This is a genomic window from Streptomyces sp. AMJ-169, from assembly GCF_055597585.1.
Genome location: NZ_JBVLTJ010000005.1, coordinates 279,973 through 305,234 on the forward strand (window position 1 = coordinate 279,973; position 25,262 = coordinate 305,234).

At 69.7% G+C, this 25,262-nt stretch carries 18 protein-coding genes; 11 read left to right on the top strand and 7 right to left on the bottom strand.

The genetic code is table 11. The features are described from left to right. Positions 1-305: 305 nt before the first annotated feature. On the bottom strand, positions 306-7,004 hold the full coding sequence (locus ACYUD3_RS14580) for a DUF3320 domain-containing protein (RefSeq protein ID WP_470969081.1): 6,699 nt from the start codon (positions 7,002-7,004) through the stop codon (positions 306-308). A 581-nt stretch (positions 7,005-7,585) separates the two neighbouring features. Between ACYUD3_RS14580 and ACYUD3_RS14585 the strand changes: the two genes are divergently transcribed. Next, the gene (locus ACYUD3_RS14585; RefSeq protein ID WP_470969084.1) at positions 7,586-9,739 is read left to right on the top strand and encodes an N-6 DNA methylase; all 2,154 of its coding nucleotides are present in this window, start codon (positions 7,586-7,588) and stop codon (positions 9,737-9,739) included. 49 nt (positions 9,740-9,788) lie between these two features. On the opposite strand, the gene ychF is transcribed toward ACYUD3_RS14585, so the two are convergent. Then, on the bottom strand, positions 9,789-10,877 hold the full coding sequence (ychF, locus tag ACYUD3_RS14590) for a redox-regulated ATPase YchF (protein WP_470969086.1): 1,089 nt from the start codon (positions 10,875-10,877) through the stop codon (positions 9,789-9,791). Positions 10,878-11,055: 178 nt separating this feature from the next. Here ychF and ACYUD3_RS14595 point away from each other — a divergent pair, with 178 nt between their 5' ends. Beyond that, positions 11,056-11,682, top strand: coding sequence for a DUF6542 domain-containing protein (locus tag ACYUD3_RS14595; protein ID WP_470969088.1), 627 nt, complete (start codon positions 11,056-11,058; stop codon positions 11,680-11,682). Positions 11,683-11,765: 83 nt separating this feature from the next. Here the strand turns inward: ACYUD3_RS14595 and ppgK are convergent, their stop codons facing one another. After that, complete coding sequence (gene ppgK, locus ACYUD3_RS14600) at positions 11,766-12,506, bottom strand: polyphosphate--glucose phosphotransferase (RefSeq protein ID WP_470969091.1); 741 nt, start codon at positions 12,504-12,506, stop codon at positions 11,766-11,768. 81 nt (positions 12,507-12,587) lie between these two features. Continuing rightward, a complete protein-coding gene (locus ACYUD3_RS14605; protein ID WP_470969093.1) occupies positions 12,588-13,595 on the bottom strand; it encodes a 4-hydroxy-3-methylbut-2-enyl diphosphate reductase in 1,008 nt (335 codons plus the stop codon). A 113-nt stretch (positions 13,596-13,708) separates the two neighbouring features. Here ACYUD3_RS14605 and ACYUD3_RS14610 point away from each other — a divergent pair, with 113 nt between their 5' ends. The 4 genes from ACYUD3_RS14610 to ACYUD3_RS14625 all read left to right on the top strand — a co-directional run bounded on the left by ACYUD3_RS14610 (position 13,709) and on the right by ACYUD3_RS14625 (position 17,398). Next, positions 13,709-15,085, top strand: a complete 1,377-nt coding sequence (locus tag ACYUD3_RS14610) for an APC family permease (RefSeq protein WP_470969095.1) — start codon at positions 13,709-13,711, stop codon at positions 15,083-15,085. Between the two features lie 56 nt (positions 15,086-15,141). Next, positions 15,142-16,407: an exodeoxyribonuclease VII large subunit gene (gene xseA, locus ACYUD3_RS14615; RefSeq protein WP_470969098.1), complete on the top strand. Its 1,266-nt coding sequence runs from the start codon at positions 15,142-15,144 to the stop codon at positions 16,405-16,407. Then, positions 16,404-16,631, top strand: coding sequence for an exodeoxyribonuclease VII small subunit (locus tag ACYUD3_RS14620; RefSeq protein ID WP_470969100.1), 228 nt, complete (start codon positions 16,404-16,406; stop codon positions 16,629-16,631). The genes xseA and ACYUD3_RS14620 overlap by 4 nt, the downstream gene beginning before the upstream one ends. A 176-nt stretch (positions 16,632-16,807) precedes the next feature. Further along, positions 16,808-17,398 (top strand): malonic semialdehyde reductase, encoded by a 591-nt coding sequence (locus ACYUD3_RS14625; RefSeq protein WP_470969102.1) that lies wholly within the window; start codon positions 16,808-16,810, stop codon positions 17,396-17,398. A 76-nt stretch (positions 17,399-17,474) separates the two neighbouring features. Here the strand turns inward: ACYUD3_RS14625 and ACYUD3_RS14630 are convergent, their stop codons facing one another. Continuing rightward, positions 17,475-17,996: a DUF4245 domain-containing protein gene (locus ACYUD3_RS14630; protein WP_470969104.1), complete on the bottom strand. Its 522-nt coding sequence runs from the start codon at positions 17,994-17,996 to the stop codon at positions 17,475-17,477. 132 nt (positions 17,997-18,128) lie between these two features. Between ACYUD3_RS14630 and glpX the strand changes: the two genes are divergently transcribed. Then, the gene (gene glpX, locus ACYUD3_RS14635) at positions 18,129-19,163 is read left to right on the top strand and encodes a class II fructose-bisphosphatase (protein WP_470969106.1); all 1,035 of its coding nucleotides are present in this window, start codon (positions 18,129-18,131) and stop codon (positions 19,161-19,163) included. 77 nt (positions 19,164-19,240) lie between these two features. On the opposite strand, the gene ACYUD3_RS14640 is transcribed toward glpX, so the two are convergent. Together ACYUD3_RS14640 and ACYUD3_RS14645 are read right to left on the bottom strand one after the other, a co-directional pair. After that, positions 19,241-19,615: a WhiB family transcriptional regulator gene (locus ACYUD3_RS14640; RefSeq protein ID WP_470969109.1), complete on the bottom strand. Its 375-nt coding sequence runs from the start codon at positions 19,613-19,615 to the stop codon at positions 19,241-19,243. A 129-nt stretch (positions 19,616-19,744) separates the two neighbouring features. Further along, positions 19,745-20,407 carry a DUF1707 SHOCT-like domain-containing protein gene (locus ACYUD3_RS14645; RefSeq protein WP_470969111.1) on the bottom strand — a complete coding sequence of 221 codons (663 nt, stop codon included), beginning with the start codon at positions 20,405-20,407 and terminating at the stop codon, positions 19,745-19,747. Positions 20,408-20,597: 190 nt separating this feature from the next. Here ACYUD3_RS14645 and ACYUD3_RS14650 point away from each other — a divergent pair, with 190 nt between their 5' ends. The 4 genes from ACYUD3_RS14650 to fomD all read left to right on the top strand — a co-directional run bounded on the left by ACYUD3_RS14650 (position 20,598) and on the right by fomD (position 25,019). Continuing rightward, complete coding sequence (locus tag ACYUD3_RS14650) at positions 20,598-22,265, top strand: fumarate hydratase (RefSeq protein ID WP_470969114.1); 1,668 nt, start codon at positions 20,598-20,600, stop codon at positions 22,263-22,265. A gap of 96 nt (positions 22,266-22,361) precedes the next feature. Continuing rightward, on the top strand, positions 22,362-22,799 hold the full coding sequence (locus tag ACYUD3_RS14655; protein ID WP_470969116.1) for a hypothetical protein: 438 nt from the start codon (positions 22,362-22,364) through the stop codon (positions 22,797-22,799). A 64-nt stretch (positions 22,800-22,863) separates the two neighbouring features. After that, a complete protein-coding gene (locus ACYUD3_RS14660) occupies positions 22,864-24,249 on the top strand; it encodes a class II fumarate hydratase (RefSeq protein ID WP_470969119.1) in 1,386 nt (461 codons plus the stop codon). 83 nt (positions 24,250-24,332) lie between these two features. After that, positions 24,333-25,019 (top strand): cytidylyl-2-hydroxypropylphosphonate hydrolase, encoded by a 687-nt coding sequence (gene fomD, locus ACYUD3_RS14665; RefSeq protein ID WP_470969121.1) that lies wholly within the window; start codon positions 24,333-24,335, stop codon positions 25,017-25,019. Positions 25,020-25,262: the final 243 nt, after the last annotated feature.

Here is a 25,262-nt window from a genome sequence, read left to right on the forward strand (position 1 = left end):
ATTCTCCGGAGATCCCTGAGTGCCCTGCGGGCCGGACGGCGGGGGTATGGACACAGGCACCGGGCTCCTGGTTCGGACAGGTGTACGGAAACGGGTGGGGCTGGGCGCATCGTAAGGGGGTGGGGGGGTGGGGTGGTAATGGGTATGCGGGGCAGAGCGGAGGCCGCAAAATTTGCCGACCTCCCGCCCTGGGCGACGAAGCGGTACGACCCCGCCTTCCGAGCAGCCCTGGAACACAGACAAATAAGCCTGTTCTCGATTAATTCCGTAACCTGATTACGGCAACCGTCCCACCCTGAAGTGCATTACCTGTAAAACCTACCGGAAAATCCCCCCTGCTGCTCCGTCAATTCCCCGGACTCGACCAGCGCTTCGATATCACCTGACAGCGCTTCCCTGATATCGGAGCCGAGACGCGCCCACCCGAAGAAGCGTGCCGTCTCACGCAGCAATTCTTCACGCAGCGCACCCGGACTTTCCTCGACCGTCTTGCGTACGACGAAGCGGCGCTCGGCCGCCGGCACCTGGCCGACCTTGCGCTCACAAAACTCCGTCGGCGTACGGGCGAATGTGACAGCCCGGCCCGGAAGGTCGTACGAGGAACCCGTCCGCGTAAGGCGGCCCTGCCGGGCGAGACGGCTCAGAGCCCGTTTGACGCGGTCTTGGATCACCGTTCCCGAGCGGGCGATCCCCCACGCGGACCGGACCCTGGTGAAGATCAGTTCTTCCTCGATCGGGCCTTCGACATCGACCGCGTGCAAAATCACTTCGGCCACCGCCGGCCCGGCGTCCGGGTCCTGAAGACCGATGTCCCACGGCAGTCCGTGCTCCTCGCAGGCGCGCACCCTCAGTTCGGCCAGGCCACCCGGCTTCGTGTCGCGGTACGGGCGGCTCCATGCCGCCGGTTCCTCCACGACCGGTACGAACACGACGGCCGGAGGCGGCTCAGCGATCAGCTCGTCTCCGTCGGGCTGTGCCACCACGCGTGTGGAACCGGAAACCGCGGAGTCATCCTCTTCTCTCCTGCCGTACGGGTCCCGCGCACACGCCGTCTCCACGGCTGTACGCAGCCGTGCCATCGCCTCCTTCCGGTTGCGGTACCAGTCCGTGCCCCAGATCCGGTGGAGGGTCCAGCCCAGATCGCGCAGGACCGACTCACGGAGCCGGTCACGGTCCCGGGCCGCTCTGGAGGAGTGATACATCGCGCCGTCGCACTCGATGCCCAGCGCGTATGTGCCGGCCGCGGCGGGGTGGCGTACGGCCATGTCGATACGGAAGCCCGCGACGCCCACCTGCGGCTGTACCGAATAACCCCAGCCACGGAGTACGTCGATGACCTCCTCTTCGAAGGGGCTCTCCGGTTCTGCGTCCGGATCAGCGGCGTCCGTTTCCAGGATCTGCGGGCCATGCTGCGCGTATTCCAGATACCGCTTCAGTTCACGCACGCTGTAATTCGTGCTTTCCGACAGGTCGCCGCCATGGAAAGAGGCAACGACCTCCATACGACGGCGAGCTCGCGTCACGGCCACGTTGAGCCGCCGCCAGCCCCCCTCCCTGTTGATGGGGCCGAACTCCTGTCTCAGCCTGCCCTGCTCGTCAGGGCCGTAGCCGACCGAGAGGATGATGACGTCGCGTTCGTCGCCCTGGACGGTCTCCAGGTTCTTGACGAAGAATCCGCCCAAGCGGTCCTCCGTGAAGAAGTGCTCGAGGTCAGGGCGGGACGCCCGAGTCTTCTGAACCGCTTCCTCGATCGCTTCGGCCTGGGCCTTCGACAACGCCACCACACCAAGCGTGCGACCGGGGCGGGTCGCGAAGTGGTGCATGACGCGCTGGGCGACGAAAGCAGCCTCGCGCGGATTGTTGCTGCGGCCCCCGCGGTCGTACACGCCGTCGGTCTTGAAGAACTCCACCCCGACGTCCGGACTCCGCTCGAGCGCACCGGGAAAAGTCACCATCGGGGCATCGGCGTAGAAGTCGTGGTTGCTGAAGGCGATGAGGTTCTCGTGCCGGCTTCGGTAGTGCCAGCGCAGCGAAAGGCTGCGCAGGACTCCACTCGCCTTGCAGGCGTCGAGGATCGATTCGAAGCTGTCAGCGGTGTCGTCGTCCCACTCGTCGTCCTCGTCGCTGTCCGTACCGGCGTTGAAGAACGAGGTAGGGGGGAGCTGCTTCTGGTCCCCTGCCACGATCAGCGCGTCACCACGGTAGATCGAGTTGACGGCGTCCTGTGGCAGTACCTGGGACGCCTCGTCGAAGATGACCACGTCGAAGCGGAAATCGGGCGGCAGGAACTGGCTCACCGTCAGCGGGCTCATCATGAAACAGGGTTTGATGCGCTGCACCGCAGGGCGGGTCCTGTCCAGAAGAAGCCGGACCGGCATATGGCGGCGCTGTTTCTGTGCCTCGCTGCGGATCGTGTTCATCGACCCCACTTTTGAAGTGCCGCGCGGGCGCCTTCCGTTGCAGGCCGCGATGACCTCGGCGTGCGCCGCTTCGACAAGATCGCGGTCCACGGTACGGAACCGCTCCACCAACTGGTCGCGCTCGGCCGCTCGCATGGGCATCAGCCGTGCGTCCACGGCGAATTGATGCTCGATCCAGGCGGTGAGGACGGCCCGTTCCACCGCCGGCCGGAAGTCGCCCGCCGAGACGCCGCGCTGAGCGAACTGGGCCGGGAGTCCGTCAAGACCGTATTCACGCAGTTTTGCCAGGCCTTGCGCGCAGGACGTCCATGCCTCCGGCCCGTACGGATCGCAGTGGAGGCGGGACAGCGATTCCCCGGCCGAGGACAATGACGCGCCCAGAGCACTGCGGATCTCGCCCGCTCGCTCGGGTTCGAAGCAGTCGGCGAGAGCGTCGCCCAGCCGTCGCCAGTCATCTCGGCGTTTCGTCAGCAACAGATCGGCGGGCGCCGTCAGCATGGTGCGGGCCGCCGCCTCGGGCAACGGTCCTGAGCTGCCCCCGTGTGCGATGCGCCGAACCTGCTGAGCCCAGTCGACCGCGCCGAGCACGGCGTCGCGGCTGGTGTCGGCGCCTCGGTAGAGCTCACCGAGCAGTACGCGGTAGTCGACGTCCCGCTGTGTGAACTCCGCTTCAGTGGTACGGGCGCCGGCCACTGCCCGTACCGCCGCACGTGCCCCGGCGAGCGTCAGTGTGCCCGTCGGGGTCTCCGTGACGCGTGCCACCGCGTGAACGAGTTCGGCCGCGTCCTCGAAGGGCTCCACATGGGCGCGCAGCCACTGTGCGATCCCATCCGGCGAGCGGACCGCGAGCGCCGGTGCCTCGACGGCCAGGTGTGGTTGCCGCATCTGCTCGTTCCAACGGTCCAGCTCCGTACGCACCGCTTCCGCTTGGCGCAGCAGATCATGCGGAACCTGACGGCCTGCGGTCAGTGCTTCGGCCAGCCGTGCGCGCCGTTCGGGTGCTTCGAGCGTGTCGGGAGCGAGACGGGCGACCATGGCCGCCGTGTCCAGAGCTGCGCTCAGCGCGGCCGTGTCCGTATGTCCTTGTGCCGCGTACGGGCCGAGCAAGTCGCGTTCGCGGTCGGTGGCGCAAGGGCTCTGCTGATGGCGGAGCAGGTCCTGCGCCGATCGCAGGAGCTGCCCCCGGGAGTCTGTGGTGCCCTCGCCGAGGTCCGTCGAGTCCGTGTCCAAGGCCCGGTACCAGGGGCCGAGGAGCCCGCGATCGGCAGCCTCCGCCGCTTTGAAGGCCGCCGTCTCCTGGTGCGCCGCGTGGGCGGCCAGGACAGCGGTCCTGGCGGTGGCGACCGTGTGCTCGAAGCCCGGATCGCCGACGCCGCGACCGGTCGACGTGACTGCTTCCAGGAAGGAGGCGGCCTGGCGGAACGGGGCCAGGTGAGAGCTCAGCCAGCCGGCCGCGTCCGCGAGACGGCACTTGGTGAGCTCCGTCGTGTACGGCGACAAGGGGGCCCTGCTCAGTTCTTGTCTCCAGGCGGACAATTCACGGGTGAGCTCCGTTCCCTGGGCCCGCAGTTCGGGGGTGGCCGTGTTTCCGTGGGCCAGCTGTGCGGCGAGGAGGCTTCGCCCGTAGGGGTCCGCAAGGGTGTGGGGCGCCAAGCGGTGGATCGTCTCGGCATGGGCCAGGGCAGCGCGTGCTCCTGCCACGTCCGGCATCTCGCCGTCCGGGCACCGGGCGTGGCTGCCGAGCGTCTGGGCGTGCTCCGTCGCGAGTGTGCGCAGCCGGGCATGAGCTGTGTGCCAGGCGACGGCAAGAGGCAACTTCTTGTACAGGTCGCTGTGCCACGAGCCCGTATGGGTCAATGCGGCGATGGTCTTCCGGTCGGCGCGGACATCGCTTGAGAACAACCCGCCGATGCCGCGCGCGCCGTCCAGAAGACGCCGGGCCACCTGGGGCAGTCCGGCGAAGGCCGCGGTACGCGCGGTGAATGTTTCTCGCGCTGCCGCCTCGGCCGCCGCCAATTCCTGTGCTGCTGTGTCGATCTCTCCGACAACTGACCGCACATGGGCCCGCTCAGCGGGGTCGAGCCACGCGGCCGGCGCCCGGTTCGAGTGAGTGGCGGTCGCGACGAGCGCGGCGATGTCCTCGGCCTCAGCCGTCGTCGCCGGCTGGGGGCAGCCGAGCAGCGCAGCGGCCGAGTCCGCGTGCCGGCCGGCCGACTCCACTGTGCGGGCCAGGGACTCGAACCGGTCCGAGAACTCCGTGGCCCGCTGCCGACCGATCCCGGCGACATCCAGTCCGGGCGGTACGAGACGGGTGAGCGCCTGTTCCTTATCGGGTTTCCGCGCGCTCAGTCCACTCAGACCGTTCCAGCCCGGGCCCGCCTCAGCCGAGGCGAGCGCCTGTGCGGCCAGCACGTTCTCACGTCGGGTGAAGAATTCGTCCAAGGCGTCCGCGACGACGGCGACGGCGGCTCGTTCGGCCTGCGCAACGCCATCGGGAACGAGCCACCGGTCCAGTGGGCGATGTTCCTGGCCGGCGAATCCGATCACTTCGCACACGACACGTGCGGCTTCGAGCGTCTCCGGCTCACCGAGACCGGTGCGGGCGCAGAGGCCGACAAGGTCCTGGTGCGTACGCCGTAGCCCGTCCGCGGCGGATTCGAACTCCCGGGCCAGTTCTTCGGCTCGCTTCTCGGTGAGACCTGTCAGATCGATGCCGGGCGGTGTCATCGTGGGCAACGCCCGTTCGGCATCGCCCGCTTCCGGTTTCAGTCTGGGAGAGAGCTCGGACCAGCGCCGGCCGGCCTCCGCCTGCGCCGCGGCACGGCTGCGGTGCACTCTGCGCAGTTCCGCAGTGAATGCGTCGACTCCGTCGTCCACCGCACGGGCGAAGTCATTCGTGGTCAGCCAGGTCTCCGGCACCGCGCTGCGGGAGGCGAGCAGGTTCACCAAGCCGACAAGCCGTTCGATGCCAGGGCCGTCGTACGCCTGCTCGCCACCGGGTGTCAGGTCGCTGTAGCGCGCCAGGGCTGTCTCCAGACCCTCTCGTGCGGCCATGGCCTGTTCCAGGGCGGGCCGTGGGTAGGGGCCTTCGGGACGCAGCTCCCGCCAGGGGAAGGCGGGATCGGCAACTGCCTCCCATGCCTCAGCGATCGTCTGTGTCGCTTCACCGATCAGGCGCAGGTCACGCGCGTCGAGACGCTCGGCACGGAAAACTCCGCATGCTGCGCGGTCTGTTTCCGCGGTCGTCGACAGATACGCCACCGGGGCGTCGGACAACCGGCCGAACCGCCCGATGACGTCATGCAGGGTCTGCCCCAGCGGCTCACGGATCTCGTTCATGGCATCGGCGTAGCCACTGAGTGCCTGCCGGGTCTCACGAACCTGTGCCAGGGCTTCCTGCGAGAGCTGCGATGCCCGCGGCTCCTCCTCCAGGGCCCGGCCCAGCGCCTGAGCCACTGTCTTCCGGCTCGTACTGTGGCTGTGCAGAGCGAGGACATACGAGTCGAGCCCCACCGAGCGCAGCCTGTTGAGCACCACGTCGAGGGCCGCTGCCTTCTCGCTGACAAACAGCACGCTGCGGCCCGCGTGCATGAGAGCCGCGATCATGTTGGTGATGGTCTGGCTCTTACCGGTGCCAGGAGGGCCGTCCAGCACGAAAGACCGGCCTGCCACAGCCGCGGCCACTGCTTGGCGCTGGGAGGCGTCGGCGTCCAATACCAGCGGGCTGTCCTCCGGCGGGCTCAGTTCGTCGATCCGGTCGAGATCGAGCGCCTCGAAGGAGAACCGGTCCGGGGCAAGGCCTGCGCTCGGGCCGAGCGCCACGGCCCGCACCAAGTCGCTGGCAAGGATGTGAGCCTCGTTGTCCCGCAGATCCTGGTACATCGACTCCTTGTGCGAGGCGAAGAGAGCGAGCACCACACGGGGCAGGACTTCCCAGCCGCTCTTACCCGCGACCGCGCGAGCGGCGGCATCCAGTACCCCGGCGACATCCAGCGGGTCCTGATCTGTCACCGGGGTCCAGTCGATGGAGAACTGCTCCAGCTTCACCCGCAGCGCCGGGTTGAACTTGGGGTCCTCCTCGTCGTTGAGACGAAGTCTCATCCGTCCATTGGCCATGCGCTCGATCTGGACCGGCAGAAGAATCAGTGGGGCGTCGCTGCTGGATTCAGCCCCGTCTTCCCGCCAACGAATCATGCCTACACCGAGGCTGAGCGTCCACAGGCCATAGTCGTTGAAGAGCTGAGTCGATTTGCCGCGCAGGGTGCGCAGCGCGCGGAGCAAGTCAGGGCCTGTGGTCTTCTGCGTCACGATCCCGCGTGCGGCAGCGGCCGGCAACGCCACCGGCTCCGAGTCCGCTGCCGGCTCCTCGTCGGGGAGCGAGGCGAAGTCCCAGCCCGATTCGATCTTTTCGACCAGTTCTTCGGCCGGAGGGTACGAGATCTCCAGTGTCGCCGACCGGGTGTGCCGGAAGTTGAGCAGCCGGTTACGCCCGCTCAGATCGACCAGGGATGTCCGCCATCCTTCCAGCTTCGCTCTGAGCCGTTCAAGGTCTGAACCCCCGCCGAAGGCGCCCGGAATCGTCACGCTGTTCCCTGGATCTCGTCGTCTCGGGGGCCGGACAGGGCGCGGGTGAACCCCCGCCCACAGCCGTTGAACTCCCCCATCTCCCCTGAACGAGAAATTTTACGGGCAACGCTGCGGACAGTGAAGGCACCGCTACAGATCAGCCAGCGCACACCCGAGACCAAGGCTGTGTCCCGCCTCACACTCGAGACCTCCTGCGCCCCCAAGTCGCCGCACATCACAGCCTTCCCCACACCCCTATGAGCAGCAAGAACCCTGGAGGAAGAATGCGCAGTATCACTGCGCATGGACGTCCCTTGGGCGAACAGGCCCATCGGGCATCCAAGCTGGTCGCTTCCTCGCTGCTAAATTCCTCACCACGGCGCCTCCCCGCAGGGAACTTCAAGGAGGCACCATAGTGCGCAGAGATGCTGCGCACTTACGAGAGGGGGCCGAAGGATGAAGGCGTTCTTCGATCTGCTGGGAAAGGCGATGCAGAGCACTGGAACGACACTGCGACTGTGTCTGCTGATGCTCGTGCCGGCAGCCGCGTACGTCATGAGCCAGTTGAAGTGAGCCGGCGTCCGAGCGAGGAGTCCCTGGTGGAGAGCACAGAAACCGAACACCCCGCCACAGCGGTCGTCGACCGGCTATGGCGTGCGTACGCCCCCTTTCAAAGAGGTCGAAGCACGGACCGCGACCTCACCGCGATGCTCACCATGGTGTTGCTCGCGGGATTCATCGACTCGAAGGACCCCAGCGACGAACTCGTCAAGCGATGGTCCAGAGCCGCTGCGGAAGCACGTATCGGCTACTCCCCGCTACAGGATCTGCGGGCCCTGGCCGCGCTCACCGCCAAAGACGAGCGGTTCCCCACCCAAGCTCCCCGGCACCTCGAGGGGGCTTTCGCCGACGACGGCACAACAGCGGACGACCTGCCGTGGACGGCGCCTTTCCTCGCCTCGCTCCAGCAGTCGCCGACAGCCACCGAGGCCGGGCTCGAAGAAGTCAGCGGCATGCTCCTGGAGCGGTTCGCCTCCGAGAGCACCGGCCCGACGGGCGAGTACCACACCCCGCAGGCACTCACGCGTCTGGTCGTGGAATCCCTTTCCCCGCAGCCGGGTGACCGCGTGCTGGACCCCGCCTGCGGCACCGGGGGTTTCCTCGCCGCCGCCGCGCAGTACATCGCGGAGCAGGGCCATGCCGGCGACACCTCGATCGAGGGCTATGCCCTCGATCACCGCAACACCCACCTGGCCGCGCTGAACCTGGTCATACACGGGGTCGACCGGCCCCAAGTACACGCCACCGATCCCAGCACCTTGTTCCGGAGCCTGGGTGACGAGATGGCCGATCTCGTACTGAGCAATCCGCCGTTCAACCTGCGGGTCCAAAGTCTCGAGCACGTCAGATGGCCTTTCGGTGCGCCGCCCGAGTCGAACGCGAACTTCGCATGGCTCCAACTCGCCTGGACCCGGCTGAGCGCGAAGGGGAAAGCCGCCGTGATCATGCCGGTGGGTGCTGCCTCCGTACGAGGCCGCGAGGCGGCGATCCGCAAGGAGATGCTGACCGGGGGGGCGCTTCTCGGCATCGTCGCGCTGCCGTCCGACCTCTTTCCCCGAACAGCCGTCCCCGTTCACCTCTGGCTGCTCGCCCGCGACAAAACCCGCCACATGCCTGCCGCCGATACGGACTCGGTCCTTTTCATCGACGCAAGCCACCTGGGCTCTCAAGCTCCGCGACAAGCGCACGGGCTCAGCTCCACGGACGTGGGACGCATCAGCGACCGGTTCCACACATGGCTGCGGTCTCCCCGCACGGTCCCGGACGAGCCTGGCTTCTCCCGCACGGTCTCCTACAGCGAGATCTTGAAGAATGCGGACTGTCCCCTCGACCCCAGGCTGCACGTGCCATCAGCGAAGGAGCGACCGTCCACCGCGCTGGGCACCCTCCGCCTGCTCGAGGAACTGACGGAATACGCCGAGGCGACGACCATGGCGACCGGTCTCCTTCGCGAAAGTTTCGACCAGGGTGCGCGAGTAGCCCACAGCCACCCCGTGGTCCCGCGCACTTCGCTTCAAGACATCAGGAAAGGCACCGGAGGAGAGAACCGCGAAGCCCTGGCCTTGCTGCTCGCGGGCCCATCGGGCAGCCTGATCCGCGCCGAGCACTACGTCGACGCCGACGGCGTCCCTGTCGTCATGCCCAAGGACCTTGCGGGAAACGGCTTCAGCGCGGCCGGCATCCGTCATATCAGCGAGCGGCACGCCGCGAAGCTGGAGCGCTTCCGGCTCCGCCCCGGCGATGTCGTCCTGGCACGCCGTGGGGAGTTGGGGCGCGCCGCCGTCGTCCGAGAAGAACAGGACGGCTGGGTATGCGGCACTGGATGCTTCATGTTCCGTCCCCCTTCACACCTCGACTCCGAGTATTTCGCCGCATACTTGCGCAGTCCGGAGGCACGGGCATGGCTGGAGACCCACTCCACCGGGAGCATGAAGATGAAGACCATCTCCCTCGACGTTCTCTGCGAGCTGCCTGTGCCACTGCCTGACCTCGCGATCCAGCAGACGATCGCCGGCACAATGGCGCGACTGGACGAACAGGAGCGTCTGCTGCGCGAGCAGCTCAGCCTGGTGCAGCGCATCCGGCACAGCGCGTTGGACGGAGACCTGATTCCTCCGCCGCAGGAACGAGACACCCACCGGGATCAGCCGGATCATCGACAAGCACCTGGCCTACCCGGCGCCCGGCGCTGACGCTCAGGGCCGGGCTCCCGGCAGCCCGGCCTCTTTTCGTGCGGGTACGTCAGACGTTGAACCGGAACTCCACGACATCCCCGTCCTGCATGACGTACTCCTTGCCCTCCATCCGAGCCTTCCCCTTCGCCCGCGCCTCCGTCACCGACCCCGTCTCCACCAGGTCCGCGAAAGAGATGACCTCCGCCTTGATGAAGCCCTTCTGGAAGTCGGTGTGGATGACTCCCGCCGCCTCGGGGGCGGTGGCGCCCTTCTTGATGGTCCAGGCGCGGGATTCCTTGGGGCCGGCCGTCAGGTAGGTCTGGAGGCCCAGGGTGTTGAAGCCCACGCGGGCCAGCGTCGCGAGGCCCGGCTCCTGCGCGCCCACCGACTCCAGCAGCTCCAGCGCGTCCGCCTCGTCCAGCTCCGCGAGGTCCGCCTCCAGCTTGGCGTTGAGGAAGATCGCCTCGGCGGGGGCGACGAGGGCGCGCTGCGCGTCCTTGAACGCGTCGTCGGTCAGCTCGTCCTCGTCGACGTTGAAGACGTACAGGAACGGCTTGGTCGTCAACAGGTGCAGATCGTGCAGGAGTTCGGCGCGCTCGGTGCCCTGGACGATGCCCGCGGAGAACAGGGTCTCGCCCTTCTCCAGGATCCCCTGCGCCGCCTCGACCGCCGCGACCTTGGGCGCGACGTCCTTCTTGATCCGGGACTCCTTCTGGAGCCGCGGCAGGACCTTCTCGATGGTCTGGAGGTCGGCGAGGATCAGCTCGGTGTTGATCGTCTCGATGTCGTCCTTGGGCGAGACCTTGCCGTCGACATGGACGACGTTCTCGTCCTTGAACGCCCGGATGACCTGGCAGATCGCGTCGGACTCACGGATGTTCGCGAGGAACTTGTTGCCCAGGCCCTCACCCTCCGAAGCACCCCGCACGATCCCCGCGATGTCGACGAAGTCGACGGTCGCCGGAAGGATCTTCTGGGAGCCGAAGATCTCGGCGAGCTCGCCGAGGCGGGCGTCGGGGACGCCGACGACACCGACGTTGGGCTCGATCGTGGCGAACGGGTAGTTGGCCGCCAGCACGTCGTTCTTGGTCAGGGCGTTGAACAGGGTCGACTTGCCGACATTCGGCAGACCGACGATTCCGATCGTGAGCGACACGTTGCGACTTCCCGTTGACGAGGGTGACGAAAGGAGGGGGCGGCCCATATGCCGGCCGATCCCCCAGTCTACGGCGTGCCCGCCGCCGCGCCCCGCCCCGCGTCGAACGCATGCCCGCGCTCCGCCCACGGCGTGTCCGAGCCCGGATTCACCACATAAGCCGACCTAAGTTGGTCCAGTGGAGCAACCCAGGAGCCACCGTCCGTCCCCGTCCGGCCCCCCGAGACCGCAGCCGCCCCAGCAGCGCGGGCGCGGTCCGCGGCCCGCCGCGCGGCAGCAGGTCAGGGCCCGCGGGACGGCCGCGCGCGGCGGGAACGCGCGCGCGGCGAGCGCCCGCGCGGTGGCGGTCCCCCGCCGCCGCAGGCCCTCCGGTTCACCCGTACGCCGCCCCCCGGCGCCGGCCCTGGCCCGCTTCCCCAACCCCCGCCTCACCGGCCTCGGCTGCGGCCTCCTCAGCGGGCTGCTGATGCTGCTCCTCGGCTTCCTCGACGCCCAGCTCCTCGGCGCCTCCCTCACCGTCTACGGCGTCCTCTTCGTCCCCGTCTGCCTGCTGATCGCCTTCTGGGTGCGCCGCGGCGACCTGCTCTCCGCCCCCGTCGTCCTCCCCCTCGCCTTCACGGCCGGCCTCTTCACGCTCTGCGCCGCCGACGACGGCCTCGGCAACCGCCTGATGGCCCTGGTCACCGCCCTCGCCACCCAGGCCGCCTGGCTCTACGCCGGCACCCTCACGGCCCTGGTCACCTCAGCGGTACGCCGCCTGCGGCTCGCGCCGGAACTGCGGGGGCCGGTGCTCGGACGGAGGTGAGCCCGCCACAAAAAGAGCCGTCCTAAAAAGAGCCGTCCTCAGGACAGCACCGGCGCCCCCTCAAAAACCCCTAAGGGCCCCCCTCACCCCGCCGCCCGCATCGCCGCCCCCACGATCCCCGCGTTGTTCTGCAACTCCGCCGCGACGATCTCCGCCTTGATCCCCTCGACGTACGGCAGGAACTTCTCCGCCTTGCGGCTCACCCCGCCGCCGATGATGAACAGCTCCGGCGAGAACAGCATCTCCACGTGCGCCAGGTACTTCGTCACCCGGTGCGCCCAGTGCTCCCAGGTCAGATCGCCGTCCTCCTTCGCCTTGCTGGAGGCCCGCGTCTCCGCGTCATGGCCGTGCAGCTCCAGATGGCCCAGCTCGGTGTTGGGCAGGAGTGCGCCGTTGACGAAGACGGCGCTGCCGATGCCCGTGCCGAACGTCAGAAGGATGACCGTGCCCTGCCGGCCGCGCCCGGCGCCGAAGTTGACCTCCGCGACACCCGCCGCGTCCGCGTCGTTGACGACCGTCACGGGCAGGCCGCCGAGGCGCTCGGAGAAGAGGGCGCGGGCGTCGGCGTCGATCCAGGACTTGTCGACGTTGGCGGCCGTGCGGATCGTCGACCCGCCGGTCACCACGCCCGGGAACGTGAGCCCCACCGGGCCGGTCCAGCCGAAGTGGTCGACGACCTGTTTCACGCCGTCGGCCACTTTGTCCGGGGTCGCCGGATGCGGGGTGAGCACTTTGCACCGCTCCTGGGCGAGATCGCCCTTGTCCAGGTCCACGGGCGCACCCTTGATCCCGGATCCTCCGATGTCCACGCCGAAGATCTGCATGCGACCACGTTACGACGGCCCACTGACAGTCACCCGTCCGGTGCCGTGCAGGCCGCTCCCCGAGCCGCCCGAGCCCCTGTCTCAGGCCTCCCCGGTCCCGCTGCCGCCCCGCTCGGCGACGAGGTTCGCCGCCTCCTCGCGCAGGTCCCGCCGCAGCTCCTTCGGCAGCGAGAAGACGATGGACTCCTCGGCGGCCTTGACCAGCTCGACGTCGCCGTAGCCGCGCGCCGACAGGAACTCCAGGACCTCCTCGACGAGGACCTCGGGGACGGACGCGCCGGAGGTGACGCCGACCGTGGTGACGCCCTCCAGCCATGCCTCGTCGATCTCGCCGGCGAAGTCGACGAGGTACGACTCCCGGGCGCCGGCGAGCTTGGCGACCTCGACGAGGCGCACGGAGTTGGAGGAGTTGCGGGAGCCGACGACGATCACCAGCTCGGCCTCGGCGCCCATCTGCTTGACGGCGAGCTGCCGGTTCTGCGTGGCGTAGCAGATGTCGTCGCTGGGCGGGGAGATGAGCTGGGGGAACTTCTCCTTGAGGGCGTCGACGGTCTCCATGGTCTCGTCGACGGACAGCGTCGTCTGGGACAGCCAGACGATCTTCGACTCGTCGCGGACGGTGATCTTCTCGACGTCCTTGGGGCCGTCGACGAGCTGGATGTGGTCGGGGGCCTCGCCGGAGGTGCCGATGACCTCCTCGTGGCCCTCGTGCCCGATCAAGAGGATGTCGTAGTCCTCCTTGGCGAAGCGGACGGCCTCTTTGTGCACCTTGGTGACCAGGGGGCAGGTGGCGTCGATGGTGGCGAGGCGTCCGCGCGCGGCCTCTTCGTGGACGGTGGGGGCGACGCCGTGGGCGGAGAACATGACGATGTTCCCGGGCGGCACCTCCTCCGTGCGCTCGACGAAGACAGCGCCCTTGTTCTCCAGGGTCTGCACGACGTACTTGTTGTGGACGATCTCGTGCCGGACATAGACGGGGGCCCCGTACTGCTCCAGGGCTTTCTCGACGGCGATCACGGCGCGGTCCACACCCGCGCAGTAGCCCCGGGGGGCGGCGAGCAGGACACGGCGGCGCGGCGAAGCGGTCATGCGCCCCATCGTACGGGTGCGCCCGGGGGGTCAAAGATCCGCCGGCTGGGGAGACTGGCGGGTGGCGGGAAGGGCGGGGCGGTACGCGACGCGCGCGGGAGCGGAGGCAGCTGATGTCCGACACCGGTACGCATGTCCGTACGTCCGGCGAACGGCCTGAGGGGCTGCGGCGCAGTCTGGGCTTCCGGGACCTGGTCGTCTATGGGCTGCTGTTCATCGCGCCGATGGCCCCGGTGGGCGTGTTCGGCACCCTGGACGCGAAGTCGCACGGGGCGGTGGCCCTGGTGTACGTCGTCGCGACGATCGCCATGGCGTTCACCGCGTTCAGCTACGCGCAGATGGTGCGGGTGGCCCCTTTGGCAGGGTCGGTGTTCGCCTACGCGCGCGCGGGGCTCGGCAAGGGGGCGGGGTTCGTCGCCGGGTGGATGGCGCTGCTGGACTACGTCCTCATCCCGGCGGTCGCCTATCTGTTCTCCGGGATCGCGATGAACTCCCTGGTCCCGGACGTGTCCCGGTGGGTGTGGACGGCCCTGGCGGTCGTCGTGACGACCTTGCTGAACCTGTGGGGGGTGCGGACGGCCGCGCGGGTGGGGTTCCTCGTCCTCGCGATGGAGATCGTCGTCCTCCTGGTGTTCGTCGTCTCGGCGGTCGTCGTCCTGGCGCGCGACGGCGCCGAGCGGGGCTGGCTGTCGCCGTTCGGCGGGGACGGCTCCCAGGGGGCGTTCGCGTTCTCGGCGGTGCTCGGCGCGGTGTCGGTGGCCGTCCTGTCGTACCTGGGCTTCGACGCGATCGCCTCGTTCGCGGAGGAGGTCACCGGGGGGTCGGCGAAGGTCGCGCGCGCGTTGCTGTTCTGTCTGGCCCTGGCGGGCGTCCTGTTCGTCGCCCAGACCTACCTGGTGGCCCTCCTGGAGCCCCTGTCCTCGGCCCAACTGGCCACCGATCCGGGGAAGCAGGGGTCGGCCTTCTACGACGCCGTGGACGCGTCCGTGGGGACGTGGCTGCACGATCTGGTGGCCGTCAGCAAGGCGGTCGGCGCGGCGTTCGCCGCCCTGGCGGGCCAGGCCGCCGCCGGGCGGCTGCTGTTCGCGATGGCCCGCGCGCGCAGGCTGCCCGGTGTCCTCGCGCGGGTCGACGCGGGCGTCCCCCGGGTGGCGCTGCTGTCGTCGGCGGTGATCACCCTGGTCGCGGCGGTGTGGGCGGCCCGCCGGGACGACGGTCTGGATCATCTGGTGTCGGTGGTGGACGTCGGCGCGCTGACGGCGTTCACGCTGCTGCACGCGAGTGTGGTCGGCTGGTTCGTGGTGCGCCGCGCCGGGGGGCCGGTGAGCTGGTGGCGCCATCTGGTGGTCCCGCTGCTGGGGGCGGCGATCACGGTCGCGGTGATCGCCGAGGCCTCCGGGACGGCCCAGGTGGTGGGCGCGGTGTGGCTGGCCGTGGGTCTTGCGGTGCTGGTGGCGCAGCGGGGGCGGGACGTCGTCGAGGCCGGCTGAGCCGGGGTCGCGCAGCGTCGGGGCCCGTTGTCAGTGGCGGCCGTTACTCTCGGCGCATGGCTGTCAACACGTCCGCGGAGACCCCGCTGCCCGTCGGGGAGGTGTCCCGGCTGATCGGCGGGTGGATCGACCGGCTGGGCGCCGTGTGGGTCGAGGGGCAGATCACGCAGTTGTCGCGCCGCCCGGGGGCGGGGGTGGTGTTCCTGACGCTGCGGGACGTGGCGCACGACATCTCGGTGGGTGTCACGTGTTACCGGTCCGTCTTCGACTCCGTGGCGGACGTCGTCGGCGAGGGCGCGCGGGTGCTCGTCCACGCGAAGCCGGAGTGGTACGCGCCCCGGGGGCAGCTGTCCTTGCGGGCCGCCGAGATCCGGCCGGTCGGGGTCGGTGAACTGCTCGCGCGGCTGGAGCAGTTGAAGAAGTCCCTGGCCGCGGAGGGGCTGTTCGCGGACGGGCGCAAGAAGCCGCTGCCGTTCCTGCCGCAGCTGATCGGCCTGGTGTGCGGGCGGGCGTCGGCGGCCGAGCGGGACGTGCTGGAGAACGCGCGGCACCGCTGGCCGGCGGTCCGTTTCGAGGTGCGCAACGTCGCCGTGCAGGGCGTGCACGCCGTCTCCCAGGTGGTGCAGGCCGTCAAGGAGCTCGACGCCCTGGACGCCGTCGATGTGATCGTCGTCGCGCGCGGGGGCGGGAGCGTGGAGGATCTGCTGCCGTTCTCCGACGAGCAGTTGGTGCGTACGGTCGCGCGGTGCCGTACGCCGGTGGTCTCGGCGATCGGGCACGAGCCGGACCATCCGCTGCTGGACTATGTGGCCGATCTGCGGGCCTCCACGCCCACCGACGCCGCCAAGAAGGTCGTGCCGGACGTCGGGGAGGAGCTGGAGCGGGTGCGGATGCTGCGGGGGCGGGCGCGGCGGTGTGTGGAGGGGTTCGTGGAGCGGGAGGAGCGGGGTCTTGCGCACGCGCTGGCGCGGCCGTCGATACAGGATCCGCACCGGATGATCGACGAGCGGGCCGACCAGGTGGCGTCGCTGGCCGAGCGCTCCCGGCGCACGCTGCGGCATCTCCTGGACCGCGCTGACAGCGAGCTGACCCACACGCACGCGCGCGTGGTGGCCCTCTCCCCCGCCGCCACGCTGAAGCGGGGGTACGCGGTCCTCCAGCGGGCCGACGGGCACGCGGTGCGCGCGCCGGACGAGGTGACGGCGGAGGAGACCCTCCGCGCGCGGGTCGCCGGGGGCGAGTTCCAGGTGAAGGTCCAGGCAGGAACACAGGCAGACGCAGCAGGCACGGCAGGCACAGAGGAGCAGGGGACACAGGGATGAGCAGCGGTACGGAAGAGACGCTCGGGTACGAGCAGGCGCGGGACGAGCTGATCGACGTCGTGCGGCGGCTGGAGGCGGGCGGCACGTCACTGGAGGAGTCCCTCTCCCTGTGGGAGCGCGGCGAGGAGCTGGCGAAAGTGTGCCGGAGATGGCTGGAGGGCGCGCGGGCCCGGCTGGACGCGGCGCTGGCGGAGGAAGAGGAGGGGGCGGACGAGGAGGGGTGAGCGCCCTTCCTGAGGCGAGCGCCCCCCGTGGCGAGCGTGCTTCCTGAGGCGAGCGCCCCCCGAGTGAAGCGGGTCACCCCACCCTTTGTTGAACGTTGAACTTCTGTGGCGTACTGTCGTCCCCGTCAGCCGGTCCGGCGCCCCGGACCCGGACGCACCCCCTCAGAAAGTCAGCTATGTCTCTCGTGCTTGACCCCGCCGCCCAGGACCTGCTGTTCCGTGAGGCGCACACCGCGAACGCGTTCACCGCGGAGCCGGTGACCGACGAGCAGGTCCAGGCGATCTACGACCTGGTCAAGTTCGGCCCGACGGCCTTCAACCAGACCCCGCTGCGCATCACCCTGGTCCGCTCCCCCGAGGCCCGCGAGCGCCTGGTGCGGCACATGGCCGAGGGCAACCAGGCCAAGACGGCCGCCGCCCCGCTGGTCGCGATCCTCTCCGCGGACAACGAGTTCCACGAGGAGCTGCCGGCCCTGTTCCCGGCGTTCCCGCAGGCCAAGGACCTCTTCTTCGGCGAGCGCCCCGCGCGTGAGAGCGCCGCCGGGCTGAACGCCGCCCTCCAGGCCGGCTACTTCATCGTCGGCGTGCGCGCCGCGGGCCTCGCGGCCGGCCCGATGACCGGGTTCGACGGCGAGGGCATCCGCAAGGAGTTCCTGGACGGCGACCACACCCCGCTGATGGTCGTCAACATCGGCAAGCCGGGCGAGGGCGCCTCCTACCCGCGCTCCCCGCGCCGGGCGTACGAGGACGTCGTCACGACCGTCTGACGCCGCTGAGAGCGCCGCAGCGCGACAAAAGGCCCCCGGATGCGTCCGGGGGCCTTTTCGTGGACGAGGGCGGCGCTCAGGCCGTCTTGAGAGCGCGGGCCATCTCGCCGAGGCGGTCGTAGGAGGCGGTGCCGGAGACGACGGTGGTGGCGCCGCCGGCCTCGCGGACCAGGGCCTTGTACCGGCCGCCGGAGTAGCGGGTCCAGGTCTCGCCGTTGATCTGCTCGGTGGTCTCCGTGGCCGTCGCGCCCTGGGTGGCGTCGTCGGTGAACTCCTTGGCCTTCTTCGCGGCCTGCTCGACCTGGACGTACTGGCCGTCGGGGGCGCGGAAGCCGAGGTGCCAGGTGTCGGCGTCGGCGCCGTTGAAGCGGACCGACGTCGCCTTCCAGGTCTCGGGCAGCCCCTGGGGCGCGGCGATCGGATAGGACGCGGCGCGGCGGGCCGTGGCCAGCTCGACCGTGTAGTCCACGCGCGCCAGTTCCGGTTCCTTGTCGTCGTGCGGGATGAACAGGTAGATCACCCACGCCGCCAGCACGATGATCCCCAGCGAGAGGATCATGTCCCGGGCCGTCTTCTGCTTGCCGTTAGCGCCTGCCACGCCTCCTATGGTCGCAGGTGCCCTTTCCGCTCATCCGTGGGGTCCCCTGCTCATTTTGTAAGACTGGGGATAAAGTCGGGAGTCGAACCCCCGTCCGGCCGTCGCCGTACAGACCCAGAAAGGTGCGCTCCGATGACCGAGCACCATCACCTGCCGTCCGAACTCGACGTGCCCGCCGAGGCGCCCGACCGCAACCTCGCCCTGGAGCTGGTCCGGGTGACCGAGGCCGCCGCGATGGCCGCCGGGCGCTGGGTGGGCCGCGGGGAGAAGAACGGCGCGGACGGCGCCGCGGTGCGCGCGATGCGGACCCTCGTGTCGACCGTGTCGATGAACGGCGTGGTCGTCATCGGCGAGGGCGAGAAGGACGAGGCGCCGATGCTGTTCAACGGGGAGCGGGTCGGGGACGGGACCGGGCCCGAGGTGGACATCGCGGTCGACCCCATCGACGGGACGACGCTCACCGCGAAGGGGATGCCCAACGCGATCGCCGTCCTCGCGGCGACCGAGCGGGGGGCGATGTTCGACCCGTCCGCCGTGTTCTACATGGACAAGCTGGTCACCGGTCCCGAGGCGGCCGACTTCGTCGACATCAACGCGCCCGTCTCCGTGAACATCCGCCGGGTCGCCAAGGCCAAGCGGGGCACCCCGGAGGACGTGACCGTCGTCATCCTCGACCGGCCGCGGCACGAGGGGATCATCAAGGAGGTCCGGGAGGCCGGGGCGCGGATCAAGCTGATCTCCGACGGCGATGTCGCCGGCTCCATCCTCGCGCTGCGCGAGGGCACCGGCATCGACCTGCTGCTCGGCGTCGGCGGCACCCCCGAGGGCATCATCTCCGCGTGCGCCGTCAAGTGCCTCGGGGGGACGATCCAGGGCAAGCTGTGGCCCAAGGACGACGAGGAGCGGGCCCGCGCGATCGACGCCGGGCACGATCTCGACCGGGTGCTGACCACCGAGGACCTCGTCACCGGCGAGAACGTGTTCTTCGTCGCCACCGGGATCACCGACGGGGAGCTGCTGCGGGGGGTGCGGTACCGGGCGGAGACGGCCACCACCGACTCGATCGTCATGCGGTCCAAGTCGGGGACCGTGCGGCGGATCGACTCCGAGCACCGGCTGAGCAAGCTGCGGGCCTACAGCGCGGTCAACTTCGACCAGGCCAAGTGATCAGGCCGCGCAAGGAGCGCGGCACCGGCGGCAACTGAACGCGGCGGACAAGGGCGCCGCAAGGCGCCCTTCCCGTCTCAACCCGCCTGCGCGATCCGCCCGTTCGCCCTCGCCGCCTTCTTCAGCTCCAGCTCCCTGCGTCGGCGCCGCGCCAGCACCACCCGGCGCTCGGCCGCCGTGAGGCCGCCCCAGACGCCGTAGGGCTCGGGCTGGAGGAGGGCGTGTTCGCGGCACTCGACCATCACCGGACAGCGGGCGCAGACGCGTTTGGCGGCCTCCTCACGGGACAGCCGGGCCGCGGTGGGCTCTTTGGAGGGGGCGAAGAACAGTCCGGCCTCGTCGCGGCGGCACACGGCCTCGGTGTGCCAGGGGGCGTCTTGGTCCCTGTCCCGCGCCGGCGCCCGCTGAGCCGGAACGGCAGCTACCAGGGACGAATGCGACGGTTGCAGCACGGTCTACTCCTGACGACGGCTTCGCGAGCGAGAGACGATTGCGAGAGGCGATGCAGCAAGGCCTACCCGCTGTACGCGCACCTATGCACTGAGTTCCGAACCGTCGGCTTCCCGCAACTGCCGCTCCCCTCAACGCTCCAGACGCCGGTCCACCTTGCGCTGCACCCGATCCAGAATGTCCGCCACGAGCCGGCCGCGCCGGGGCTTGCCCTCGATGCTGCCGAGGACCGCCCAGCCGTCGAGGCAGACCACCGGCGCGTCCGGGTCGCCCGCGTCCAGCTGACGGACGTCGAAGCTGCCGAGGACGCCGCCGCCGGTGCCGTACAGCGAGACGTTCTCCGGGACGCGGACCTCGACGCTGCCGAAGACGGCGTACGCCTTGATGACCACCTGCCGGTACTCGAACAGGGCCTCGCTGAGGTCGATCTCCACGCTGCCGAAGACCGCCCAGGCCCGGATGTGCCGCCCCGCGCGCCAGCGCCCGCGCCGGGTGGCGCTGCTGAAGACGGCCACGACGCTGTCGTCCGGGTCGGCCGGGAGGGGGGCCGGGTACGGGCGGGGGCCCTGCGCCGGGCGCGCGCCGTGGGCGGCCGGCAGGTCCTGGACGTAGGACTCCAGTTCGCCGACCGTCTTGGCCGCCAGGGCGCCCTCGACCCGCTCGGCGTGCTCCTGCGCCGTGAGGCGGCCCTCGGCCAGGGCGTCGCGCAGGAGGTCGGCGATCCGGTCCCGGTCCGCGTCCGAGGCGCGCAGCTCGGCGGGCGGCGCGGGTGCGGTGTGCTTCTGAAGGTCCACGACAGCAGGATAGGCCCGACACGATAGATCGCGATAGCCCCTATCGGGTGATCCCGCCGCGGGCACACCTTTGATCGTCATCGAACCAAGGCTTGCCTCACCACGGCCCTGTCCGCGGCAGGTTCTACGCTGGAAGGCGCCTGTCGATGGCAGGCCGACCGTCGTTGGTTCGAGTGAGGAATGGGCACCGATGCCTGAGTTCGCGTACACCGATCTGCTCCCCCAGGGCGAGGACACCACTCCGTACCGGCTGGTGACCTCCGAGGGTGTCTCCACCTTCGAGGCCGACGGGCGGACGTTCCTCAAGGTCGAGCCGGAGGCCCTGCGCGCGCTCGCGGCGGAGGCCATCCACGACATCCAGCACTACCTGCGCCCGGCGCACCTCGCGCAGCTGCGGCGGATCGTCGACGACCCCGAGGCGTCCTCGAACGACAAGTTCGTCGCCCTGGACCTGCTGAAGAACGCCAACATCGCCGCCGCCGGCGTGCTGCCGATGTGCCAGGACACCGGCACCGCGATCGTCATGGGCAAGCGCGGCCAGAACGTGCTCACCCAGGGCGGCGACGAGGAGGCACTCAGCCGGGGCATCTACGACGCCTACCTGAACCTCAACCTCCGCTACTCCCAGATGGCCCCGCTGACCATGTGGGAGGAGAAGAACACCGGCTCCAACCTGCCCGCCCAGATCGAGCTGTACGCCACCGACGGCGGCGCCTACAAGTTCCTCTTCATGGCCAAGGGCGGCGGCTCCGCGAACAAGTCGTTCCTCTACCAGGAGACCAAGGCCGTCCTCAACGAGGCGTCCATGATGAAGTTCCTCGAGGAGAAGATCCGTTCGCTCGGTACGGCCGCCTGCCCGCCGTACCACCTGGCGATCGTCGTCGGCGGCACGTCGGCCGAGTACGCCCTGAAGACCGCCAAGTACGCCTCCGCGCACTACCTGGACAACGCGCCCACCGAGGGGTCGCCGCTCGGGCACGGGTTCCGGGACACCGACCTGGAGGAGAAGGTCTTCGAGCTGACCCAGAGGATCGGCATCGGGGCGCAGTTCGGCGGCAAGTACTTCTGCCACGACGTCCGGGTGATCCGGCTGCCCCGGCACGGCGCGTCCTGCCCGGTCGCCATCGCCGTCTCCTGCTCCGCCGACCGGCAGGCCGTCGCGAAGATCACCGCGGAGGGCGTCTTCCTGGAGCAGCTGGAGACGGACCCCGCGCGGTTCCTCCCCGACACCACCGACGAGCACCTGGACTCCGCCGAGGACGTCGTCCGCATCGATCTCAACCAGCCGATGGACGACATCCTGGCCGAGCTGACCAAGTACCCGGTCAAGACGCGGCTCTCGCTGTCGGGGCCGCTCGTCGTCGCGCGGGACATCGCCCACGCGAAGATCAAGGAGCGGCTCGACGCGGGGGAGGAGATGCCGCAGTACCTGAAGGACCACCCGGTGTACTACGCGGGTCCCGCGAAGACGCCCGAGGGGTACGCGTCGGGGTCGTTCGGGCCGACCACGGCCGGGCGGATGGACTCCTACGTGGAGCAGTTCCAGGCGGCCGGCGGCTCCAAGGTGATGCTCGCCAAGGGCAACCGCAGCAAGCAGGTCACCGAGGCGTGCGGGGCGCACGGCGGCTTCTACCTCGGCTCCATCGGCGGTCCCGCCGCGCGGCTCGCCCAGGACTGCATCAAGAAGGTCGAGGTCGTCGAGTACGAGGAGCTCGGCATGGAGGCCGTGTGGAAGATCGAGGTCGAGGACTTCCCGGCGTTCGTCGTCGTCGACGACAAGGGCAACGACTTCTTCCAGGACCCGGCGCCCGCGCCGACGTTCACCACGATCCCGGTGCGGGGTCCCGGCCTGGCGTAGCGACTGCCGTGCGCTGAAGGGCATTTGCCTCTGTTCCAGGCGCCGCCGCCCTTTCGATACTGGGGCCTCACCCCCCACGATCGAAAGGGCGCACCCATGTCCAGCAGGAGTCTCCCCCGCCGTCCCAAGCTGACGTCCGCGGCCGGTCTCGCGGTGGCGTCGGCCGCGGCGCTCGGGCTCGTCCTCGGGGCCGGCGGCGTCGCGTCGGCCGGCGTGCAGTGGCAGGTCCAGCTGCTCAACGCGAACCTGCCGGGGAACACGGGCAGTGTGCAGGTCGTGTACTCGGCCTCGGGCCAGACCACCTGTGTGAAGCCCGCCTCGGGTTCGAAGACCACCGATACGGGCGTGGTCAACCGGTGGGGCAACGTCCTCACCTTGACCGCGTACAGCGACGGGGCCTGCCAGGGGGCCTCCCTGGGCGGCGCCACCTACAAGTTCGGCAAGGACGACGACGTCGCCGAGAACCACCTGAACTGCACCACCGTCGCGGTGGGCGTGCGGACCGCCGAGCACCACTTCCGTCTGTGCGGCTGACACGGATCGGGTGAACTTGTCCCGCTTCAGGAACAAGCGCCCGGCCCCGCCCGCTGTACAGGGCATGAGCGACTACCGCATCGAGCACGACTCCATGGGCGAGGTCAGGGTCCCGGCGCACGCGAAGTGGCGGGCCCAGACCCAGCGGGCCGTCGAGAACTTCCCGGTCTCCGGGCAGACCATCGAGCGCGCCCACATCCGGGCCCTCGCCCAGATCAAGGGCGCCGCCGCCAAGGTCAACGCCCGCCTGGGAGTGCTCGACGCGGAGGTCGCCGAGGCGATCCAGGAGGCCGCCGCCGAGGTCGCCGAGGGCAGGTGGGACGAGCAGTTCCCGGTCGACGTCTTCCAGACCGGCTCGGGGACGTCGTCCAACATGAACGCCAACGAGGTCATCGCGACCCTGGCGAGCGAGCGGACCGGGAAGGACGTCCACCCCAACGACCAGGTGAACGCCTCCCAGTCCTCCAACGACGTCTTCCCCTCCTCGATCCACATCGCCGCGACCGCCGCCGTCACCCATGACCTGATCCCGGCCCTCGGTCACCTGGCCGCCGCCCTGGCGCGCAAGTCCGAGGAGTTCGCGGACGTCGTCAAGTCGGGGCGCACGCATCTCATGGACGCGACCCCGGTCACCCTGGGCCAGGAGTTCGGCGGGTACGCCGCCCAGGTGCGCTACGGCGTCGAGCGGCTCGAGGCCTCCCTCCCCCGGCTCGCCGAACTCCCCCTGGGCGGCACGGCGGTGGGCACCGGCATCAACACCCCGCCCGGGTTCTCCAAGGCCGTCATCGAGGAGGTCGCGCGCGCCACCGGGCTGCCCCTCACCGAGGCCCGCGACCACTTCGAGGCGCAGGGCGCGCGGGACGGGATCGTCGAGACCAGCGGGCAGCTGCGGACGATCGCCGTGGGGCTCACCAAGATCGCCAACGATCTGCGCTGGATGGCGTCGGGGCCGCGCACGGGGCTCGCCGAGATCTCCCTGCCCGACCTCCAGCCGGGCTCCTCGATCATGCCGGGGAAGGTGAATCCCGTCGTCCCGGAGGCCGTTCTCATGGTCGCGGCCCAAGTCGTGGGCAACGACGCGACGGTGGCGACGGCGGGGGCGGCCGGCAACTTCGAGCTCAACGTCATGCTGCCGGTGATCGCCAAGAACGTCCTCGAATCGGTCCGGCTGCTCGCCAACGTCTCCCGGCTGCTCGCGGACCGCACGGTCGAGGGAATCGTCGCGCACCGCGAACGGGCCCTGGAGTACGCCGAGTCGTCGCCGTCGGTCGTCACGCCGCTGAACAAGTACATCGGGTACGAGGAGGCCGCGAAGGTCGCCAAGAAGGCGCTGGCCGAGCGCAGGACGATCCGGGAGGTCGTGCTGGAGGGCGGGTACGTCGAGCGGGGCGACCTGAGCCTCGCACAGCTCGACGAGGCACTGGATGTCCTGCGGATGACACGGCCGTAACCTGCGGCGACGGGGCTTTAAGATCGCGAGAACCATGGCCCGAGCCTTGGGCGTCACCGGTGAGGGGCCCCTAATATCTGGTCATGACAGACGACGGAGCGTTGAGACCCGTGGAACAGGCGGTGGGCCACTGGGCGCCCGGCAGTCGCATCCTGTGGCGCTACCGCGAGAACGGGGGCGCGCGCTTCCACATCGCGCGGCCCGTCACGGTCGTCCGGGACGATCCCGGACTGCTCGCGGTCTGGCTGGCGCCGGGCACGGAGTGCGTGAAACCGCGGCTCACGGACGGGACGGCCGTGCACGAGGAGCCGCTGGAGACCCGGTACACCAAGCCGCGCACCGCGCAGCGCGAGCGCTGGTTCGGCACCGGGGTGCTGAAGCTGGCCCGGCCGGGCGAACCGTGGTCGGTGTGGCTGTTCTGGGAACCGGGCTGGCAGTTCAAGAACTGGTACGTCAATCTGGAGGAGCCGCTGTCGCGTTGGGACGGCGGGGTGGACTCCGAGGATCACTTCCTCGACATCTGCGTGTATCCGGACCGGAGTTGGGACTGGCGGGATGAGGACGAGTTCGCACAGGCACAGCGGGTGGGGCTGATGAACCCCGAGGGAGCCGCGAGAGTGCGGGCGGCCGGACGGGCCGCGGTGGAGGTGATCCGGTCCTGGGGGGCGCCTTTCCGGGACGGCTGGGAGTCCTGGCGTCCCGATCCGTCCTGGAGTGTCCCCATCCTGCCGCAGGACTGGGACTCCGCCCCCGCGCAACTGGCGTCATGAGACCCTTGATGCGCCCCCGGATGGGAAACGTAGGATCGTCGTCCGCAAGGGCGAACAGCAGCAACTCCCGGAGCAGACGCCAGGTCTGACCGAATGTCACCGAGGGGCGGCAGGACGTGAGCGTGGGATACGAGGGCAACACGGGCACGGGCGGCGAAACGTCGTCTCCCGGGGCCGCCGCTTCCCCTGGGCTCGCGGGAATCCCGTTCCAGGGACACGTATTCCGGGTATCGGGTTTTCTGC

What these genes read in the sequence shown, in the direction of transcription:
- ppgK (WP_470969091.1), bottom strand. Translation starts at nt 12,506, where the DNA reads ATGCAGATCTTCGGCGTGGACATCGGAGGATCCGGGATCAAGGGTGCG.
- ACYUD3_RS14610 (WP_470969095.1), top strand. Translation starts at nt 13,709, where the DNA reads ATGTCCGACACCGGTACGCATGTCCGTACGTCCGGCGAACGGCCTGAG.
- fomD (WP_470969121.1), top strand. Translation starts at nt 24,333, where the DNA reads ATGACAGACGACGGAGCGTTGAGACCCGTGGAACAGGCGGTGGGCCAC.
- xseA (WP_470969098.1), top strand. Translation starts at nt 15,142, where the DNA reads ATGGCTGTCAACACGTCCGCGGAGACCCCGCTGCCCGTCGGGGAGGTG.
- glpX (WP_470969106.1), top strand. Translation starts at nt 18,129, where the DNA reads ATGACCGAGCACCATCACCTGCCGTCCGAACTCGACGTGCCCGCCGAG.
- ACYUD3_RS14620 (WP_470969100.1), top strand. Translation starts at nt 16,404, where the DNA reads ATGAGCAGCGGTACGGAAGAGACGCTCGGGTACGAGCAGGCGCGGGAC.
- ACYUD3_RS14605 (WP_470969093.1), bottom strand. Translation starts at nt 13,595, where the DNA reads ATGACCGCTTCGCCGCGCCGCCGTGTCCTGCTCGCCGCCCCCCGGGGC.
- ACYUD3_RS14655 (WP_470969116.1), top strand. Translation starts at nt 22,362, where the DNA reads ATGTCCAGCAGGAGTCTCCCCCGCCGTCCCAAGCTGACGTCCGCGGCC.
- ACYUD3_RS14660 (WP_470969119.1), top strand. Translation starts at nt 22,864, where the DNA reads ATGAGCGACTACCGCATCGAGCACGACTCCATGGGCGAGGTCAGGGTC.
- ACYUD3_RS14650 (WP_470969114.1), top strand. Translation starts at nt 20,598, where the DNA reads ATGCCTGAGTTCGCGTACACCGATCTGCTCCCCCAGGGCGAGGACACC.
- ACYUD3_RS14625 (WP_470969102.1), top strand. Translation starts at nt 16,808, where the DNA reads ATGTCTCTCGTGCTTGACCCCGCCGCCCAGGACCTGCTGTTCCGTGAG.